Source organism: Acidisoma sp. (genome assembly GCF_965199065.1).
Lineage (GTDB): Bacteria > Pseudomonadota > Alphaproteobacteria > Acetobacterales > Acetobacteraceae > Acidisoma.
Genome location: NZ_CBDAQN010000001.1, coordinates 77,593 through 91,750, shown reverse-complemented (window position 1 = coordinate 91,750; position 14,158 = coordinate 77,593). Strand labels below are relative to the sequence as shown.

Genomic DNA, 14,158 nt, shown 5'->3' with positions numbered 1-14,158 from the left:
TGAAGACGGCAAAGGGCGCCCCGCAACGGGCGCCCTTTTTCGTAGCCGCTCTCCCGCTGAGCGGGATCAGTGCGCGATCTCCTCCAGCGAGAGGTTCCGGGTGCGCGGCCCGAGAAGGCCGATCGCCACGATCACGATCGCCATGCTGCCGGCGATCAAGGTGAACACGCCCGGCACGCCGAAATCCCTCAGGGTAAAGGCGATCACGAACGCCATGAACACCACGGACAACCGGCTCCAGGAGTAGACGAACCCCACGGCCACGGCGCGGATGCGCGTCGGATAGAGCTCCGCCTGATAGGTGTGGAAGGCGAACGACATCACGTTGTTGGCGATTGTGAGCAGCACTCCGAGGCCGACTATGGCGACCGGACTGCGGACGGCTGCGAATATCAGCCCGAAGACGCCGACACCGAACGCGCTCACCATGATGAGGGTTTTCCGCTCGACGCGGTCCGCAATGTTGAAGAAGAGCAAGGGGGCGAAGGGCGCTGCGATTGCGATGATGAACGTATATTGCAGGCTATGGGTGATGGTGATGCCGTGCTTGATGAGGAGCGTCGGCACCCAGTTGGCGAAGCCATAATAGCCGACGGACTCGAAGACGTTGAACAGGATCAGCATGATCGTCCGCGGCAGGTAACCTGGCCGGATGATGTCCATGAGGCTTCCGCGCGCCTCCGGGTCCATTTCCTCCGCTTCTGAGCCGGGCTCCGCCACTTGCGATCGCGGAGCGGGCATTGCGACAGCGGCGGCTTCCAGTCCGGCGACAATGCGGTCGGCCTCCACCAGCCGCCCACGCTGGGCGAGCCAGCGCGGCGATTCCGGCAACTGCCGGCGCAGGAGCCAGACGGCCACCGCGCCGACGGCGCCGATACCCACCAGCCAGCGCCAACCGTCGATGCCGAGGGGCGTGCGCGGGACCAGCCACCAGGCGAGCGCCGCCGCGACGGGCAGGATGCTGAACTGGATGGCGGCGTTCAGCACGAAGGCGCGGCCGCGAAGATGCTTCGGCATGAGTTCCGACAGATAGGTGTCGATGGTGACCAGCTCGACGCCGATGCCGGCACCCGCCAGCAGCCGCCAGAGGTTGATGCTGCCCGCGCTGTGCTGAAAGGCCATGACCAGGGTGCAGACGCTGTACCAGATCAGCGAGGCGGTGAAGATCGATCGCCGGCCAAAGCGGTCCGCGACAAAGCCAAAGACGATCGTGCCGATGAACAGGCCGATGAAGAACGCGGCGACGAAGCTCGCGATGCCGTTGTTGCCGAAGAAGCCCGCCGTCGTCGCGGTGAAGATGTGGCTGCGGACGAGGCCCGGCGCGATGTAGCCCGTCAGGAAGAGATCGTAGTACTCGAAGCATCCGCCGAGCGAGAGCAGCACCACCATCGTCCAGATCCGGCGGGTCGTGGGGAGGCGGTCGAGCCGGGCCGAGATCGCGGCGGCGGTCATCATGGCGTTTTTCTCCCTGGTCGTCCCGAGTCGGACTTCAGGGATGTCACCATGCTAAGCGCGGTTTCGCCAGCAGAGCGGGAGGCGGACGCCTTCTTCCGGCAGGCGTCCGAGCAGTAGCGGACCTCGTCCCAGACCTTCGCCCACTTCCGCCGCCAGGCGAACGGGCGGCCACAGACGACACAGATCTTCGCGGGCAGATCGCCCTTCCGGCGCATTTTCGCCAAGCGGCGCGCCTACACTTGCGCAGGCGTTGGCGGGTCGGGAGCGGCCGGCTTGGTAGCGGCCGGACGGTCGACCTTCACGAGCCGCCGGCTCGCGCTGAACTCCGCCGGCAGAGAGAGAACGGCGCGCACGCCGGGGTGATTGTCCTCCAGCCGAAGCGTCCCGCTATGCAGCTGCACGACAGCCTGCACGAGCGAGAGGCCAAGCCCTGATCCGGGCGTGCTGCGGGCGCTTTCGCCACGGTAAAAGCGCTCCGTCACGCGGGCGCGGTCCTCCAGAGGAATGCCCGGCCCGGAATCCGCGACCATGATTTCAATCCGGTCCCCAAGGCGTCCGGCGCCCAGCAGGATCGGCTTCCCCGCCGGCGAAAACTTCAGCGCGTTCTCGAGCAGGTTCGCGACCGCCTGCTGCAGCATGTCGCGGTCCCCGAACATCGACAGTGGCGGTTTGGCGAGAAGGTCGAGTTGCTGCCCCTGCTCCTCGGCCGCCGCGCCGTAAAGCTCGTGCAGATCGGACAGCAACGCATACAGATCGAGCGAGGAGAAGGCCGAGCGCCGCGATCCCGCCTCGATTTCGGCGATGCGCAGCAGCCCCTGGAAGACGGAGACGATGCCATCGAGATCCGATGTCGCGCGTTCCACCGCGGCATGCAGGTCGCCTGCATCGCGCGCATGGAGGGCGGCATCCTCGAGCCGCGCCCGCGCACGGGTAATTGGCGTGCGCAGATCGTGGGCGATGGCGTTGGAGACCTGGCGAACGCCGTCCATCAGGCGGGCGATGCGGTCCAGCATGTCGTTGATCGTCTCGGCCAGCCGATCGAACTCGTCGCCCCGGCCGGAGATGCGCACGCGGTTCGAGAGGTCGCCGCGCGAGATGGCGTCCGCCGTGGCCGAGACATCTGCCAGGCTGCGCTTGAACAGGCTCTGGATCGCGAGCGCGCCGGCGGAACCGAGCACCACCATGACGAGCAACGCCCAGAGCAACCCCGCCGTCAGCAGCGAGCGCAACTTGGCGCGGGAGCCGATATCGCGGCCGATCAGGAGGTGGAATCCACCAGGCAGGTCGTAGCGATGGATGCGTGCCAGCGCCTCATGCGACCCGCGTCGGACCACGAGTTCGAACCAGACGTCCGAGGCGGAAACCTGCGTCGGCCAGATGTCGAGGTTGCCCGCTATCGGATGCAGCTGGTTATCCGCCAGCAGATAGATAGCGTTCTCGTCCACGTTCTGGGACAGACGGTCCTGAATGGTAAGGATCAGCGCCGGGATGCCGCCCTCTTCGTAGCGCTCGCCGAGACCCTGCGCGTCCGCATTGATGGCGGCCTCCACCTGTCGGTTGAGCAGCCCGGCCGTGGCCCACCAAAGGAAAATCGCGAGCGCGAGCGCACTGAGCCCGAAGATGATCGCATACAGGGCCGCGAAGCGGAGCCCGGCCGAGCGCAGAAGCGATGATCGCCCGACACGGGAAAGCAGCCGTAGCCGCTTGCTTCGCCGGCCGGGCGTGCCTGGGGCCGCCTCAGCCTGGATCGGGACGATGCGGTTCACGGCGCGGGGTAGGACAAGGGCTTTGTCGTGGTCACACCTCGCCGTCCGGCCGCATGATGTAGCCGGCGTTGCGGACGGTATGCAGAAGAGGCTTCGGGAACGGCTTGTCGACCTTCTGCCGCAGGCGAGACACGTGCACGTCGATGACGTTCGTCTGCGGGTCGAAATGGTAGTCCCAGACGCCCTCCAGCAACATTGTGCGGGTCACCACCTGACCGGCGTGGCGCATCAGATATTCCAGCAGCCGGTACTCGCGCGGCTGAAGGTCGATCTTCTGGCCGGCGCGCTTCACGCTGCGCGAGAGAAGGTCCATCTCCAGATCACCCACCGCAAGCCGTGTGACGGGGGAATCCGATTTTCCTCGCCGCGTCAGCGCCTCGACCCGAGCCAGCAACTCGGCGAAGGCGAAGGGCTTGGTAAGATAGTCGTCGCCGCCGGCCTTGAGGCCCTTGACCCGGTCGTCGACCTGACCGAGGGCCGACAGGAACAGCACCGGCACCGTGTTTTCCTGTGCGCGCAGCGTTTCAAGCAGCCGCAATCCGTCGACGCCGCCCGGCAGCATGCGGTCGAGAATGATGGCGTCGAACTGTTCGCTCGCCGCCATGAACAGGCCGTCGCGGCCGTTCGCCGCATGCTCGACCACATGATTGGCCTCGCGGAGACCCTTGACCACGAACCCGGCCACATCACGATCGTCCTCGACCAGCAGTATGCGCATCTACAAGCTCCTTGAAGCTATTCCTGTTCCGCCGAGGGTCGCAGGCCAACCACCACCGGCTCAGACAGATCCCGCCCTCGCCGAGACACCGTCAGCCGCGCCGAGCGTCCGGGATGAATTTCGGCGACCGCACGGATCAACCCAAGCGCCGAGCTCACAGGTTCGCCGTTCACCGCGAGGATCCGGTCCCCGCTGCGTAGTCCTGCGCGGGCGGCCGGGCCATCCGGCTCGACCGCCGTGACCTGCACCCCCGAATGGGCATCTTCATCCGACACGGCAACGCCGAGCCAGCCGCGGTCGAGATGACCATGCGCCGCGAGGGTGGACACGACGCTCTGGGCGATCTGGCTTGGGATCGCGAAGCCGATGCCGACGGAGCCGCCGGTCGGCGAGATGATCGCGGTGTTCACGCCGATCACGCCGCCGCTCATGTCGAAGGCCGGGCCGCCGGAGTTGCCGGGGTTTATCGGGGCGTCGAGCTGCAGGAAGTCGTCGAAGGGGCCGCTCATGATGTCGCGGCCGCGCGCCGAGATGATGCCCGCGGTAACCGTCCCGCCCAGCCCGAACGGGTTGCCCGCGACCAGGATCCAGTCGCCCACCTCGACCTGACGCGAGTCGCCCCAGTGCACGTAGGGCAGCGGGCGGCCCGCAGCGACCTTGATGACGGCGATGTCGGTGAGCTGGTCGATGCCGAGAATACGCGCCGGGAACTGAGTGCCGTCGGCCAGCGAGACGGTGATGCGGCTCGCTCCGCCGACGACGTGGTCGTTGGTCACGATGATACCGCCGGGATCGATGATGAAGCCCGACCCGGCACCGAAGACCTTTTCATGCCTGTTCGATGGAGCCTGGCCGAGGTCGCCGCCGCCGCCGGAACCCTCGTTCGCCGCCGCAGCCGATTCCGTCACGGCGATGTTCACGACCGCGGGCAGAACCTGTCGCACCAGCAGCCGGAAGCTCGGCGGACCCTGTTGCGCCCCCGCTTGCGCCCCCGTTTGCGCTGAGGCCACCGGCGCACAGGCTGTCCCGCCGGCGAGCGCCGTCAGCAGGGCCGAGGCGGCGATCGCGGAGGCCAGCCGGGGCCGCTCGGGGGTCGGCTGGCCTCGCGGACCATGAACACGGGTTGTCATCCTGCTACTTCTCACAAAAAACATTCCCTGAGCCAGGGGCCGCAGCCATAAGCCCGGGGTATGTCCGAGCTTTAACCCGTCATCATGCCAAGCTTCATCTTCATCGCTTGGCGTGGCACCCTCGCTTCATGGCGGCGTTTGGCATCATTGTTCGATCGCGGTCTCGATTCGGCCGCTGTCATGCCGAATTTGAAGTCCGCGCCCTGCCCGGGCAAGCGCGTTGTCACACAAGAGGATTTCCGCATTGAGCAGCACGGCCGCTTCCATCGATGAGTTCGAGAAGATCGACATCCGGGTCGGCACCATCATCGATGCACAGCCCTTTCCGGAAGCGCGCAAACCGGCGCTCAGGCTCTGGATCGATTTCGGGTCCGACATCGGCGTCCGCCAATCTTCCGCGCAGATTACCCTGCACTACCAGACCGACACGCTGATCGGGCGCCAGATCTGCGCGGTCGTCAATTTCCCGCCTCGTCAGATCGGGCCGTTCGTGAGCGAAGTCCTCACTTTGGGCCTGCCGGACAGCGAGGGCGCCGTTGTTCTGATCCGCCCCGACTTCAAAGTGCCCAATGGCGGAAAGCTCTTCTGATGGCGCAGCATTATTACACCGTCACCTGGGACCAGCTGCATCGCGACGCTCGCGCGCTTGCCTGGCGCCTGATCGATGCCGGTCCGTGGCGGGGCATCGTCGCCATCACCCGCGGCGGCCTGATCCCGGCGGCCATCATCGCCCGTGAACTCGAATGCCGCCTGATCGAGAGCATCTCGATCACGACCTATGACGAGGAGCAGATCGGCCAGTCCGTCGTCACCAAGCCACCGACAGCCGCGGGGGATGGCGAGGGTTTCCTGATCATCGACGATCTGGTCGATACCGGGACGACGGCGCGTGTGGTGCGCGGCATCCTCCCCAAGGCGCATTTCGCGACGGTTTACGCCAAGCCTGCGGGCAAGGATGTGGTTGATACCTTCGTGACGGAAGTCTCCCAGGACACCTGGATACTCTTCCCCTGGGACACAGACTCCAATCCGCAGTTCGTGGCGCCGATCGCCCGCGGCCCCAGGCCGACGCAGGAGTAAGCCAAAGAAGTCAAAGCTTCCTCTAGCTCACGCCCATGGCGCGGCGCATGAAGAACCGTTTGGCCGGCGGCACGCGATGGACAGCCGCGATCCCCAGGTCCCGTGCGCGCCGGATGAGCGGATTGTCCGTGCTGAACAACCGATCGAGCGCATCGGTCGCCGCAAGCATCGCGATGTTGTCCGGCCGCCGCAGCCGTTGGTAACGGGCGAGCAGCGCCGCGTTGCCCGGATCCTCTCCCGCCGCCAGCGCCGCGAGCACCAGATCGCCCAGTGCGCCGGCGTCACGCAGCCCGAGGTTGAAGCCCTGCCCCGCGATGGGATGGATGCCGTGCGCCGCATCGCCCACCAGGGCGAGGCGGCGGTCGGTGTAGCGGGTAGCCAGCAATGCCGACAGCGGATAGTGCCACCGCCGCCCGAGGAGGCGGATGGGGCCGAGATGATCGCCCAGCCGCCTCGCGACCTCGCGGGTGAAGGCGGGCGCGTCCAGCTTGGCCAGCGCCGCCGCCACCGGTGCGGCCTCGGTGAAGACGATCGCGGACACATGTGGCGCGCCGACCGTGGGCCCCAGCGGAAGCTGGGCAAACGGCCCGCCGGGTAGAAAATGCTCCAGCGCCGTGTTGTTGTGCGGCTCGCCGTGGGCGATGGCGCAGACGATGCCGCTCTGCCGGTAAGGGTAGCGAATTGCGGGGATCGCCGCTGCCCGGCGCAAGGGGCTCTCGCGGCCCTCCGCCGCGATGACCAGACCAGCCCGATAGCGTTCCCCCGAAACAAGCGTCACCACCGCCGCATCCTCGCCGCGCTCGATCCTCGCCTCGGCTGGGGCGGCAAGGGTGATGCCGCGGCCGCCATTCAGACGGCGATTGAGGGCGATCCGCAGCCCGCGTGCCTCGATCATCCAGCCAAAGGGTCCGGCGCCGAGTTCGCGATGATCGAAATGGAGGAACAGCGACGACGCCGGGCGGCCGGGTTTTCCGTCCGAGATGCGGATCTGCTCGATCGGGCAGGGTTGGAAGGGCAGCGCCTGCCACAGGCCCGCCGTCTCCAGCAAAGGCCGGGAGCCCGCGGCGATCGCGTAGGCGCGGCCATCGAAATCCGGGTGTTCCATCGGCGACAGCGGGTTGCGGTCCACGACGAGCACGCGCGCCCCGCCTTCAGCCAGCCGGGCGGCAAGCGAGCCCCCGACAGGACCGGCGCCTACGATGCAGACATCCACGCTCGTCTCGGTCATCTAATCCCCGCTCCTGGCCGGTATCCTATAGGGCGGTGAGTGACAGCGGCGGAAGGCCGCCGATCCTAAAGCTTCCGTCACCAAACCCATTTCGCCGGAGCAGTGATCCTGCCTGTAAATCGGGCAAGTGTAACTGCGGTCTTGCAAGTCCCGAGGATTGCCGCCGCCCGCTACCACCAAAGCGGTATGGCATGGGATTTGAATAGCTCACGTGGAGACGAGCCCTCGCCGAGTTGGCGGGGCCAAGACGAATACTTTAAACAGAGGACGGCGACATGAAGTTGGTCATGGCCATCATCAAGCCCTTCAAGCTCGACGACGTGCGGGAAGCGCTGACGCCTCTTGGCGTCCAGGGGCTGACCGTCTCGGAGGTGAAGGGGTTTGGCCGCCAGAAGGGGCAGACCGAGATCTACCGAGGGGCGGAGTATCACGTGAACTTTCTGCCCAAGGTGAAGATCGAGGTCGCCGTGCCTTCAGACCTCGCCGAGCAGGTGGTGGAAGCGATCATGAAGGCCGCCCATACGGGCAAGATCGGGGACGGCAAAATCTTTCTGATGGACGTGGAGCGGGTGGTGCGGATCCGCACCGGGGAACTCGACGCCGAGGCTCTTTAAGGTGAGCCGGATGCCGAGCCGCTATCGTTCGCGCGTGGTCGGGCTGCCGGCCCCGCTGCTCGCCCTCCTCACCTCGCCGATCCTGTGGTTGGCGTCGCCCGCCTTTGCGGCGGATGCGCCCAAGATCGACACCGGGAATACCGCCTGGATGCTGAGCAGCACCGCGCTGGTGCTGCTGATGACCATTCCCGGCCTCGCGATGTTCTATGCCGGAATGGTGCGGAAGAAGAACGTGCTGGCGACCCTCATGCAGTCGTTCGCGATCTGCTGCCTGGTGACCGTGACGTGGTTCGTCATCGGCTACAGCCTCGCCTTCACCACAGGCAACGCCTACGTCGGCGACCTCTCGCAATTTATGCTGCAGGGCTTCGGCAAGTCTTGGGACAAGGATTTCCTGCTCGGCGGAACGGTGGACACCACCATCCCCGAGAGCGTCTACATGATGTTCCAGATGACCTTCGCGATCATCACGCCGGCACTGATCTGCGGCGCCTTCGCGGACCGCATGAAATTCAGCGCCATGTGCATCTTCATGGTGCTGTGGTCGATCGTCGTCTACAGCCCGATCGCGCACTGGGTCTGGTCGACGACCGGCTGGGCCGGCGCCATGGGCGTGCTTGATTTCGCGGGCGGCACCGTCGTCCACATCAATGCGGGCGTGGCCGGCCTCGTCTGCGCCCTGGTTCTGGGCAAGCGCGTCGGTTACGGACGCGACAACATGCACCCGTACAACGTCGGCTACGCCATGATCGGCGCAAGCCTTCTATGGGTCGGCTGGTTCGGGTTCAACGCCGGTTCGGCGGTCGGCGCCAACGGCCGCGCCGGCATGGCGATGACGGCGACGCAGATCGCGACCGCCGCCTCCGCCCTCGGCTGGATGTTCGCCGAGTGGATGACCAAGGGCAAGCCGAGCCTGCTGGGCATCGTGTCGGGCGCCGTCGCCGGCCTGGTGGCGATCACCCCCGCTTCGGGCTTCGTGCTGCCGGGACCGGCGCTCATCATCGGCATCGCGGCGGGCGTCGGCTGCTACCTTTGCTCGACCTCGGTGAAGAACTTCTTCGGCTATGACGACAGCCTCGACTGCTGGGGCGTGCATGGCGTCGGCGGCATCATCGGCGCTTTGCTGACGGGGGTGTTCGCCTTCGGCCCCTTGTATGGGGGCGCCGGCGGTAGCGCGCATCAGGTGCTGATCCAGTGCTACGCCATCGGCGCGACTCTGATCTGGAGCGGCGGGATGTCCTTCGTGCTGCTCAAGATCATCGACATCACCATCGGCCTGCGGATCACCAAGGATGAGGAGGTGGAGGGCATGGACATCACCCTCCACGGCGAGCAGATCGTCTGATGAAATCACCCTGTCACACGAACTAGAATCCTTGATTTGTGAAAGCGCTCATTAATCTGGCTCAATCTCCTGGCCAGAAGCCCTCGTCCATCATCTCGTCGAAGCTGTAGGGGCAGGTCGCGGGGAAGGCTGAAGCTCGTATGCCGGTTTCGGCGGAAGCCTCGCGTAGGGCATAGCGATAGGCCGAGGCGGTCGCCTCGGGCAGCCGAACCCTGAGGCTTGGATTGTCGGTCAGATGATCGGCGACATGATCGCGCGCGTTTGCGACCGACGCCTCCCACGACGCACCGCGATGCGTCGGCTGAAACTGCCATTTGAGCAGATGCAAAAGCAGGATGGTGAGGCGGCTCACAAGTTCCCGCTTCTCGCTGCGCCCCATGCTGTCGATCTCCTCGGCGATGTTGATGATGTCCGCATCGCTGAGTTTTCCCGAACGAAGCAGTTCCGCCTGCTCGTTCGCCCAAGCAAAGAAGTCACGTTCGTAGAGGTCGCTCATGCCGACGGTCCCCCTTCATCAAATCCGTCTCGCACCATAGCATAAAGCAATGCTACTCCGCCGCCGCCCGCGCTGCCGCTCCCGCGGCAATCGGGCATAGCGGCAAAGCGAGCACGAACAACGCCGTCAACAACAACAACTCAGGCCGCGGCGAGGCTTTAGCCAACGAGGCGCCCGCCGCCGCCGCGCCGAAGATCAGGACAGGCGTCGCCAGCGGCAGAACCAGCAGAGGCAACAGCACGCCGCCACGCCGCGCGCCGATCACGAGTGCCGCGCCGGTCGTCCCCAGCAGCGACAAGGTCAGCGTCCCCGGCAACAGCCCCAGCAACAGCGGGCCGAGCGCGCCGGGCGGCATCCGCAGCATGATCGCGACCGGCCCGGCCACGATCAGCAGCGGCAGACCGGTGGTGACCCAGTGCGCCGCCGCCTTGGCCAGCGCCATCAGTGACGGCGGTAGCCCGGACAGCAGCAGTTGGTCCAGCGAGCCGTCTTCGAAGTCGGCACCGAACAGCCGGTCGAGCGGCAACAACGCCGCCAGCAGCGCGCAAACCCAGATCGTGCCGGGCGCCAGACGCCCGAGCAGCGCCGGCTCCGGCCCCACCGCCAGCGGGAACAGCCCGGCCGCCAGCACGAAGAAAAGCAGCACGGCCACGGTATCCGCGCCATGGCGCAGCGAGAGACGCACCTCTCGGCCAAGGATCCGCATCATCCCGCCGATCACGAGAGGCTGAACTCCACGGCACCCGGCAACGGCAGATCGAGATGCGTCGCCGCGACGATCATTCCGCCAGCCGCCCGATGCGCCGCCGCCAGCCCGCCCAGCCGCGCGACGGAGGCCGTGTCCAGCGCGGTCGTCGGCTCGTCCAGCAGCCAGAGCACCGCATCCGACACCAGCAACCGGGCGATCGCCACCCGGCGCCGCTGACCGGCCGACAGCATCCGCGCCGGCAGGTGAGCGAGATCCTCCAACCCGACCGCGGCCAGCGCGGCCTCGATCGCGCTGGCGCGGCCGTCTCTCGGCACCCGCGCCCACAATGCAAGATTTTCCGCGGCCGTCAGCCCGAGCTTGAGCGCGTCCTGATGACCGAGATAGGCGAGCCGCTCACCATGGCTCGGCAGATCGGCCAGCGCCTCCTCGCCCGCCCAGAGTACGTCGCCCGCCGCGCGCGGCATCAGGCCGGCGATAAGCCGCAGCAGGGTGGTCTTACCCGAGCCGTTCCGCCCGATCAGCACCACGGCGCCACCCGGCTCGAGGCGAAAGGAAAGCTCCGAGAAGACCAGATGGTCCCCGCGGAAGGCAGCCACGCTCCTGACCTCAAGCACGATTGACCCGCCTGTTGGAGCGCCTGCGCCCGCGTCGATGACGCTGCGATAAAGGCGCGGGCGAGGCCAAAAAGCTAGTGGCACCCTGCAGCCCTTTTGCTCGCACCTGCAGCAGGCACGAACGACCGTTGCGCCACCCGGCGTGGACCCGGCTGAACGGCTATGGTTAAAGCCTTGAGCGAATTCGTGGCTTCTCCCGGCCTGGAAGGCCCAGGCCGTGAGGGCTCCTCCTCAAGGGACAGTGCAGCATGAAAATCAGCGGGCAGGATAGCCTCGGCACCAAGCGGACACTCGACGTCGACGGGAAGAGCTACAGCTACTTCTCGCTTCCCGAAGCCCAGACGACGCTGGGCGACATCTCCCGCCTGCCCGTCAGCCTCAAGGTTCTGCTCGAAAACGTCCTCCGCTTCGAGGACGGCCGCACCTACAAGATCGACGACGCCCGCGCGCTCGCCGAGTGGCTGGTCAAGGCGACTTCGAGCCGCGAGGTTCCGTTTCGCCCGGCGCGCATTCTGATGCAGGACTTCACCGGCGTTCCGGCCGTGGTCGATCTCGCCGCGATGCGCGACGGCATCCTCCAGCTCGGCGGCGATCCGGACAAGGTCAACCCGCTGGTCCCCGTCGACCTCGTCATCGACCACTCGGTCCAGGTCGATGTCAGCGGCACCGCCGACAGCCTCGAGAAGAACGTCGATATCGAGTTCGAGCGCAACGGCGAACGCTACACCTTCCTGCGCTGGGGCCAAGGCTCCTTCAACAACTTCAGCGTGGTGCCTCCGGGCACCGGCATCTGCCACCAGGTGAACCTCGAATACATCGCCCAGAACGTCTGGACCGCCGAGGCGGACGGCGAAACCTTCGCCTACCCCGACACGCTGTTCGGCACCGACAGCCATACGACGATGGTCAACGGCCTTGGCGTGCTCGGCTGGGGCGTCGGCGGGATCGAGGCAGAGGCCGCCATGCTCGGCCAGCCCATCGCCATGCTCATCCCCGACGTCATCGGCTTCCGCATGACCGGCAAGCTGACCGAGGGCGTGACCGCGACCGACCTCGTGCTGACCGTCACCCAGATGCTCCGGCGCAAGGGCGTGGTCGGCAAGTTCGTCGAGTTCTTCGGCCCCGGCCTCGACCACATGCCGCTCGCCGACCGGGCGACCATCGCCAACATGGCACCCGAATATGGCGCCACCTGCGGCTTCTTCCCGCTCGACAAGCTCGCCATCGAGTACATGCAGCTCACCGGCCGGACCGAGCATCGCATCGCACTCGCCGAAGCCTACGCCAAGGCTCAGGGTCTATGGCGTGACAGCGACACTCCCGACCCCGTCTTCTCCGATACGCTGGAGCTGGATCTTTCGGCGGTCGAGCCCTCCATTGCCGGGCCGAAGCGCCCGCAGGACCGCGTGGCGCTGAAGGATGCCTCGTCCGCCTTCCGGACCGAACTCACCAGGAGCCTCGGCGTCCCAGCCAACGATGTCGGCGTCAGCGCAAAGGTCGGCGATCGCAACTACGCCATCACCCACGGCGACGTGGTGATCGCAGCCATCACCAGCTGCACCAATACCTCCAACCCCTACGTTCTGGTCGCCGCCGGGCTCGTCGCCCGCAAGGCCCGTGCGCTTGGCCTCACCGCTCGTCCCTGGGTGAAGACCTCCCTCGCCCCCGGCTCTCAGGTCGTGACCGAATACCTGGAGAAGTCCGGGCTGTCCGCCGATCTCGACGCGCTCGGCTTCCAGACCGTCGGCTATGGCTGCACGACCTGCATCGGCAACTCCGGCCCGCTGGACGACGAAATCGTCGACGCGATCGAGACCAACAAGCTGGTGGCGGTTTCGGTGCTCTCCGGCAACCGCAACTTCGAGGGGCGCGTCCATCCGAACGTCCGCGCCAACTACCTCGCGAGCCCGCCGCTGGTGGTGGCCTACGCCCTGCTCGGGACGATGAACGAGGACATCACCACGGCCCCGCTCGGCACGGGCACAGACGGCCAGACGGTCTACCTCCGCGACATCTGGCCGACCGCCGCCGAGATCAACGCGATCGTCGGCGAGACGCTGACGCGCCCGATGTTCCAGGGCCGCTACTCGGATGTCTACAAGGGTCCGCGCCAGTGGCAGGAGATCGAGGTCGAGGGCGAGAGCAAGACCTACGCCTGGAACGACAGCTCCACCTACGTCCGCAACCCGCCCTACTTCGAGGGCATCACCATGACCCCCAAGGCGATCACGGACATCACCGGCGCCCGCGTGTTGGCGGTGCTGGGCGACAGCATCACCACCGACCACATCAGCCCGGCCGGAAGCATCAAGAAAAGTTCCCCTGCCGGCGAGTATCTGCTGCAGTACCAAATCCAGCAGAAAGACTTCAACAGCTATGGGGCGCGGCGCGGCAATCATGAAGTCATGATGCGGGGCACCTTCGCCAATATCCGCATCAAGAACGAGATGGCGCCGGGCACCGAGGGCGGCGTGACCACGCATTACCCGTCGGGCAAGGTGATGCCGATCTACGACGCGGCGATGCTCTACAAGGCGGAGGAGACGCCGCTGGTGGTGTTCGGCGGCAAGGAATACGGCACCGGCTCCTCACGCGACTGGGCGGCGAAGGGCACCATGCTGTTGGGGGTCAAGGCGGTCATCACCGAGAGTTTCGAGCGTATCCACCGCTCCAATCTCGTCGGCATGGGCGTGTTGCCGCTGACCTTCAAGGATGGCGTGGACCGCCATAGCCTCGGGATCACCGGCCAGGAGACGCTCGACATCCTTGGCCTGGAGGATCTGCGGCCGCGGATGGACGTGACGCTCGTCATCCACCGGCCGGACGGCAAGACCGACGAGGTCAAGCTGCTCTGCCGCGTCGATACGCTGGACGAGGTCGCCTACTACCAGCACGGCGGCATTCTCCACTATGTGCTGCGCGAGATGGCGAAGGCCGCCTGACCCAAGCGTGGAGCCGCGCCATTATCCGCGCGGCTCCTGATGCGTATCTGAGGTGTTGTTG

Annotated in this window: 14 protein-coding genes; 5 read left to right on the top strand and 9 right to left on the bottom strand. The window is 66.3% G+C overall.

Translation table 11 applies throughout. The features are described from left to right. Positions 1-66: 66 nt before the first annotated feature. The 5 genes from ACOEQ1_RS00460 to ACOEQ1_RS00440 are packed head-to-tail and all read right to left on the bottom strand — an operon-like array spanning position 67 to position 5,069. A complete protein-coding gene (locus ACOEQ1_RS00460; protein WP_419757275.1) occupies positions 67-1,455 on the bottom strand; it encodes an MFS transporter in 1,389 nt (462 codons plus the stop codon). Next, positions 1,452-1,670: a DUF2256 domain-containing protein gene (locus tag ACOEQ1_RS00455; protein ID WP_419758599.1), complete on the bottom strand. Its 219-nt coding sequence runs from the start codon at positions 1,668-1,670 to the stop codon at positions 1,452-1,454. The genes ACOEQ1_RS00460 and ACOEQ1_RS00455 overlap by 4 nt, the downstream gene beginning before the upstream one ends. An 18-nt stretch (positions 1,671-1,688) precedes the next feature. After that, complete coding sequence (locus tag ACOEQ1_RS00450; protein ID WP_419757274.1) at positions 1,689-3,221, bottom strand: ATP-binding protein; 1,533 nt, start codon at positions 3,219-3,221, stop codon at positions 1,689-1,691. 31 nt (positions 3,222-3,252) lie between these two features. After that, entirely contained in the window at positions 3,253-3,939 is a 687-nt protein-coding gene (locus tag ACOEQ1_RS00445; protein ID WP_419757273.1) for a response regulator transcription factor, read from the bottom strand. Positions 3,940-3,956: 17 nt separating this feature from the next. After that, positions 3,957-5,069, bottom strand: a complete 1,113-nt coding sequence (locus ACOEQ1_RS00440) for a S1C family serine protease (protein WP_419757272.1) — start codon at positions 5,067-5,069, stop codon at positions 3,957-3,959. 244 nt (positions 5,070-5,313) lie between these two features. Here ACOEQ1_RS00440 and ACOEQ1_RS00435 point away from each other — a divergent pair, with 244 nt between their 5' ends. Together ACOEQ1_RS00435 and gpt are read left to right on the top strand one after the other, a co-directional pair. Then, positions 5,314-5,658 (top strand): tRNA-binding protein, encoded by a 345-nt coding sequence (locus ACOEQ1_RS00435; RefSeq protein ID WP_419757271.1) that lies wholly within the window; start codon positions 5,314-5,316, stop codon positions 5,656-5,658. Next, positions 5,658-6,149, top strand: a complete 492-nt coding sequence (gene gpt, locus ACOEQ1_RS00430) for a xanthine phosphoribosyltransferase (RefSeq protein WP_419757270.1) — start codon at positions 5,658-5,660, stop codon at positions 6,147-6,149. Before ACOEQ1_RS00435 ends, gpt begins: the two co-directional genes overlap by 1 nt. 22 nt (positions 6,150-6,171) lie before the next feature. On the opposite strand, the gene ACOEQ1_RS00425 is transcribed toward gpt, so the two are convergent. Further along, complete coding sequence (locus tag ACOEQ1_RS00425) at positions 6,172-7,377, bottom strand: UbiH/UbiF/VisC/COQ6 family ubiquinone biosynthesis hydroxylase (protein WP_419757269.1); 1,206 nt, start codon at positions 7,375-7,377, stop codon at positions 6,172-6,174. Positions 7,378-7,652: 275 nt separating this feature from the next. Between ACOEQ1_RS00425 and ACOEQ1_RS00420 the strand changes: the two genes are divergently transcribed. Beyond that, on the top strand, positions 7,653-7,991 hold the full coding sequence (locus tag ACOEQ1_RS00420; RefSeq protein ID WP_419757268.1) for a P-II family nitrogen regulator: 339 nt from the start codon (positions 7,653-7,655) through the stop codon (positions 7,989-7,991). 10 nt (positions 7,992-8,001) lie between these two features. Beyond that, positions 8,002-9,336: an ammonium transporter gene (locus tag ACOEQ1_RS00415; protein ID WP_419757267.1), complete on the top strand. Its 1,335-nt coding sequence runs from the start codon at positions 8,002-8,004 to the stop codon at positions 9,334-9,336. A 61-nt stretch (positions 9,337-9,397) separates the two neighbouring features. Here ACOEQ1_RS00415 and ACOEQ1_RS00410 read toward each other — a convergent pair whose 3' ends face one another. From ACOEQ1_RS00410 to ccmA, 3 genes are read right to left on the bottom strand one after another with little or no spacing between them, the layout of a single operon-like run. After that, positions 9,398-9,832: a DUF29 domain-containing protein gene (locus ACOEQ1_RS00410; RefSeq protein ID WP_419757266.1), complete on the bottom strand. Its 435-nt coding sequence runs from the start codon at positions 9,830-9,832 to the stop codon at positions 9,398-9,400. Between the two features lie 52 nt (positions 9,833-9,884). Beyond that, a complete protein-coding gene (gene ccmB / locus ACOEQ1_RS00405; protein WP_419757265.1) occupies positions 9,885-10,541 on the bottom strand; it encodes a heme exporter protein CcmB in 657 nt (218 codons plus the stop codon). Between the two features lie 8 nt (positions 10,542-10,549). Then, a complete protein-coding gene (gene ccmA / locus ACOEQ1_RS00400) occupies positions 10,550-11,155 on the bottom strand; it encodes a heme ABC exporter ATP-binding protein CcmA (protein WP_419757264.1) in 606 nt (201 codons plus the stop codon). 248 nt (positions 11,156-11,403) lie between these two features. On the opposite strand from ccmA, the gene acnA reads away from it, so the two are divergent. Beyond that, positions 11,404-14,097, top strand: a complete 2,694-nt coding sequence (acnA, locus tag ACOEQ1_RS00395; RefSeq protein WP_419757263.1) for an aconitate hydratase AcnA — start codon at positions 11,404-11,406, stop codon at positions 14,095-14,097. Positions 14,098-14,158 lie beyond the last annotated feature (61 nt).

Excerpts from the sequence above, each read along its gene's own strand:
- ACOEQ1_RS00460 (WP_419757275.1), bottom strand. The coding sequence starts at position 1,455 with ATGATGACCGCCGCCGCGATCTCGGCCCGGCTCGACCGCCTCCCCACG.
- ACOEQ1_RS00455 (WP_419758599.1), bottom strand. The coding sequence starts at position 1,670 with ATGCGCCGGAAGGGCGATCTGCCCGCGAAGATCTGTGTCGTCTGTGGC.
- ACOEQ1_RS00445 (WP_419757273.1), bottom strand. The coding sequence starts at position 3,939 with ATGCGCATACTGCTGGTCGAGGACGATCGTGATGTGGCCGGGTTCGTG.
- ACOEQ1_RS00440 (WP_419757272.1), bottom strand. The coding sequence starts at position 5,069 with ATGACAACCCGTGTTCATGGTCCGCGAGGCCAGCCGACCCCCGAGCGG.
- gpt (WP_419757270.1), top strand. The coding sequence starts at position 5,658 with ATGGCGCAGCATTATTACACCGTCACCTGGGACCAGCTGCATCGCGAC.
- ACOEQ1_RS00425 (WP_419757269.1), bottom strand. The coding sequence starts at position 7,377 with ATGACCGAGACGAGCGTGGATGTCTGCATCGTAGGCGCCGGTCCTGTC.
- ACOEQ1_RS00420 (WP_419757268.1), top strand. The coding sequence starts at position 7,653 with ATGAAGTTGGTCATGGCCATCATCAAGCCCTTCAAGCTCGACGACGTG.
- ACOEQ1_RS00415 (WP_419757267.1), top strand. The coding sequence starts at position 8,002 with ATGCCGAGCCGCTATCGTTCGCGCGTGGTCGGGCTGCCGGCCCCGCTG.
- ACOEQ1_RS00410 (WP_419757266.1), bottom strand. The coding sequence starts at position 9,832 with ATGAGCGACCTCTACGAACGTGACTTCTTTGCTTGGGCGAACGAGCAG.
- ccmB (WP_419757265.1), bottom strand. The coding sequence starts at position 10,541 with ATGATGCGGATCCTTGGCCGAGAGGTGCGTCTCTCGCTGCGCCATGGC.
- acnA (WP_419757263.1), top strand. The coding sequence starts at position 11,404 with ATGAAAATCAGCGGGCAGGATAGCCTCGGCACCAAGCGGACACTCGAC.